This is a genomic window from Thiohalocapsa sp., assembly GCF_019695415.1.
Lineage (GTDB): Bacteria > Pseudomonadota > Gammaproteobacteria > Chromatiales > Chromatiaceae > Thiohalocapsa.
Genome location: NZ_JAIFKJ010000335.1, coordinates 1 through 3,567 on the forward strand (window position 1 = coordinate 1; position 3,567 = coordinate 3,567).

The following is a 3,567-nucleotide window of genomic DNA, read 5'->3' on the forward strand; positions in this document are numbered from 1 at the left end:
ATGGCGGGGCGTCCTGCCCCGCACGGGAAGCGCCAATAAATCGGCGCTTCCTTAATTGGTTCTTTCCGGCGCTCTGCGCCGCGAGAGCGCGTATCGACGCGGCGACGCAACCGGCGCGTTTGCTCTGATAAGGCCTGATCCGGCATCGTTGAGCGGCGGCGCGAGCCTCCGCCGCTCTGCGGCCGTGGGTGTACTACAAGGTCGCGAGCTCCGTGAGCCCCTCGTTCTTCTGTTGCACCTTGCCATAGGCGTCGTAGAGCGCGGCCTGGAGGGCCTCTTCGATGACCGGGTGGTAAAAGGGCATCCGCAGCAGCTCGCCGACGGTGAGGCCCTGCTGGATGCACCAGCACACCAGGTGCGCCAGGTGCTCGCCCTTGGGGCCGATCATCTCCATGCCCCGAAGGCGCCCGTCGGCCTTGTCGGCATAGACGCGCAGGACGCCACGGTTCTTGCCCATGATGAGTGCTCGGCCGACGGGAGCAAACTTGACCTCGCCGACGGCGGTGGCCTCCGGGTCCAGTGTGTCGAAGCGCTCGCCTACGGCGCAGATGTTGGGGTCGCAGAAATTGATGTGCATGGGCACCTTGCGGCGGAAGGCCCGAATTTCGCCGCGGGCCGCGTTCCAGCCGGCGATTTTCCCCTCGTCGCCGGCCTCATGCAGGATCTGACGCTGGCCGTTGACGTCGCCGGCGATGAAGACGGGCAGGTCCGCTATCTGCATGGTGTTGGGGTCGAAGGCAGGCAAGCCGCGCTCGTCCAGGGGTACGCCCAGGTTCTCCAGGGATAGGGGCGCGATGTTCGGCACCCGGCCGATGCTGCAGAGCACCCGCTCGACGGTGACGGCATGCTCGCCGGCGCGCACCCGGAGCCCGTCACCGTCTGCTTCGACCTCGGCGGCGACACCCAGATGCAATGGGAGCTCCTTGCCTAGCAGCGCAATGGCGGCCTCGTTGACTGCGGGATCGCGCAGGCCGGCGATGTGGTCCTGCTGGTCGAAGCCCGTCACCTCGACACCGAGCCGTTGCAGGCTCTGCCCAAGCTCCAGCCCGATGGTGCCGAGGCCGATCACAGCCACGGACGCGGGCAGGTCTTCAAGCTCGAACAACGTATCCGTGGTGAGGATCTTGTCGCCGAAATCCCGCCACGCCGTGGGCACCAGCGGCGTGGAGCCGGTGGCGATGACCACGCTGCCAGCGCGGATGCGCTGCTCGCCCACCTCCAGCAGCGTCGGCTCGATGAAGCGGGCATAGTCCTGAATGAACAGGTCCTCCGGCATATCGTCTGTGCTGTTGGTCAGCACCCGGTCCACAAAGGTGTCGCGCAGATCCTGCACGTGCTCCATGGCCTCCGGGACATCGAGGGTCATTTCCTCATGGCCGTCGATGCCGTATTTGCCGAGATGGGTACGGCGGTGATAATCCTCCGCCACTTGAATCATCGCCTTGGATGGCATGCAGCCCACCCGTGCGCAGGTGGTGCCCGGCTCACCGCCGTTGATGAGCACGAAGGACTTGCCGGCCTTGCGCACCTGGGCCATGGCGTTGAGGCCGGCGGTGCCGGAGCCGATGACGGCGACGTCGACGCTGCGTTCTTGCACCTGGTGATCTCCTGTTCGAGTTTCTGGGGTTTGATCAGGATACGTGCAAATTTCTGCAAGCTCGGCCTCAGGCCGACGTTGTGGCCAGGATTCGGAGCGTTCGCAGCGCCAGCGGCGGCGGCAAGTCGTCCATGTCGAGCAGATAACGCCCGAAGCGGCAAATATGCTCGCGCATATATGGACTTAGCCCTGCGAGCAGCTTGCGACTCAACGTCCAGCCTTCGGCGTCCACGTCTGCGAGGATCTCGGTCAGATCATGGACGTTGTGCAGCATGATAACGTTGGCGACCAGGTCCATGTACTTGACCTGCTTCGCCTGCTCGACCGGGTCGTCGCTCTTGAGCACCGGACCGCCGAAGCCGATCCAGTCGAGGAAGTCGTTGTAGGACTCGATCAGCACCCAGTCGATGGACTTGCCCGGATTCGGGGATCTCGACCTCGGCACAGTAGACGCGCAGGCGCTCCGCACACTCGGCCCAGGGAAGCAGCTGGGCGCGGTAGTCTGCTCAGGAGCCAGAGCCCGGCACGCACAGGTCCCCGGCTTGGAGCGCCTCGGCGTGGATGAAGATGCAGACTTCCAGCGCGCGACGGTCCAGTACCGGATTTTCGTGGGCATCTCGCGTTTCGACGAACGCGGCCCAACGCTGCGACAAGAAGCGGAGGTCGATCTCACGGGGCAGTGTGGCGCGGCGGGTCCGGCGATGTTGCACGACATATCGCCAGGCATCGGTCAAGGCGCTGTCCTGCGTGGTCGGGGCTAGCCCGATCAGCTCCAGCACGCTGAACAGCACGGAACGGTGATCGGCGTGGAACTGCCAGAGCAGCGGCAGGTAGTTGCCTTGGTGGTAGGCAGAGACCGATTCGAACCTGGGCCCCGAGCAGCTCGACGCCTCCCTCGGCGTCGAGAACCGCGCGGACACGGCGCCCGAGGTCGTGATCGCTGCAATCGTCCTTGGCTTGAATCAAGACCTCGCCGAGGACACTGATCAGCGATTCCTCTATGGATTGGTGTCATTCCTGGAGCGCGCGAAGCCGCTCCCTGGCAGCGTGGCGGGTCTTGCGCATCCGGCGCAGGAACATCTCCACCAGTTCATCGTGTGTTTCGGCCTGGGCTTGGAACAGGAAGCACACGAGCAATGTATGGCGCTTGCCGGGCTGGGTCAGATCGCGCAGGTCGCCGCTCTGCATTCGCTCGGCCTCGGCGGCGAACTGCCGGATCTTGGTGTGGGCGACGCCCCCGAGGAAGGATTTGGGATCGATGACGGCGTCCAGCTCCGCCGGGCGCATGGTCCACTGGCGGATGTGCTGCAAAGTCGCCGGACCCGGCGACTCCTTGTGCCTCGCCAGGGGTGAGACGCTCTCCCCCAGCGGCACCTCGAGCAGCGCGTCGAGGATCGCGCACTACGCGGGGGTGAGGCCTGTGGTGATCGAGTGATAGAGCGCGGCGTGAACCTTCTGGCGCAGGTGCCCGAAAACCCGGTCGAGCGCGCTGAACGCCGGCAGCTCCACGTGGGCCTTGACCAAGGTCTCGATCGCGAGGTTGATCAGGTCTGCCGGATCGCTCATCGTCAAGGTCGCCGCGCGAATCACGGGGTCGATGACGGCTTCACCTCCGTCGCCGTAACGACGCACGCTCAGATGGGCGCGTAAGGCATTTCGGGACCGGGAGAGCGTATGCGATTTTGCCCGGCCGTCGATCAGGCCCGTGGAAGCAGATAGATTCAACACCGTGCGCAAGAACACGATGACTTGCTCCGGCACCTCGTCCAGTAACGGGAAGTAGCCGAGCTGTTGCCGGGACTTGAGCATAACGAGAAACGTCAGCCGCGCCTCATCGCCCTGACTTTCCGAAAGTGTCAGCTCGGTTTCCTCAATGGTCGGGCCGAGGCGGACGTCGAGTTCCTGGTCGCTGAGCTGGCGGGGAAAGCGCGGATAGGCGGTGCGCTCGATCGAGGCCATCGGTGGTGATC

Annotated in this window: 5 protein-coding genes; all 5 read right to left on the reverse strand. The window is 64.9% G+C overall.

Annotated features, from left to right (window positions below; all coding sequences use genetic code 11):
- Positions 1-193: 193 nt before the first annotated feature.
- Entirely contained in the window at positions 194-1,597 is a 1,404-nt protein-coding gene (locus I6U14_RS09545; protein WP_296898793.1) for a dihydrolipoyl dehydrogenase, read from the reverse strand.
- A gap of 67 nt (positions 1,598-1,664) precedes the next feature.
- Complete coding sequence (locus I6U14_RS09550) at positions 1,665-2,042, reverse strand: Tn3 family transposase (RefSeq protein ID WP_296898794.1); 378 nt, start codon at positions 2,040-2,042, stop codon at positions 1,665-1,667.
- Positions 2,043-2,103: 61 nt separating this feature from the next.
- Positions 2,104-2,517 carry a hypothetical protein gene (locus tag I6U14_RS09555; protein ID WP_296898795.1) on the reverse strand — a complete coding sequence of 138 codons (414 nt, stop codon included), beginning with the start codon at positions 2,515-2,517 and terminating at the stop codon, positions 2,104-2,106.
- Positions 2,518-2,608: 91 nt separating this feature from the next.
- On the reverse strand, positions 2,609-2,908 hold the full coding sequence (locus I6U14_RS09560) for a hypothetical protein (protein WP_296898797.1): 300 nt from the start codon (positions 2,906-2,908) through the stop codon (positions 2,609-2,611).
- A gap of 90 nt (positions 2,909-2,998) precedes the next feature.
- Positions 2,999-3,567: DUF4158 domain-containing protein (locus I6U14_RS09565; protein WP_296898799.1), on the reverse strand; the 569-nt coding region annotated here is incomplete at its 5' end.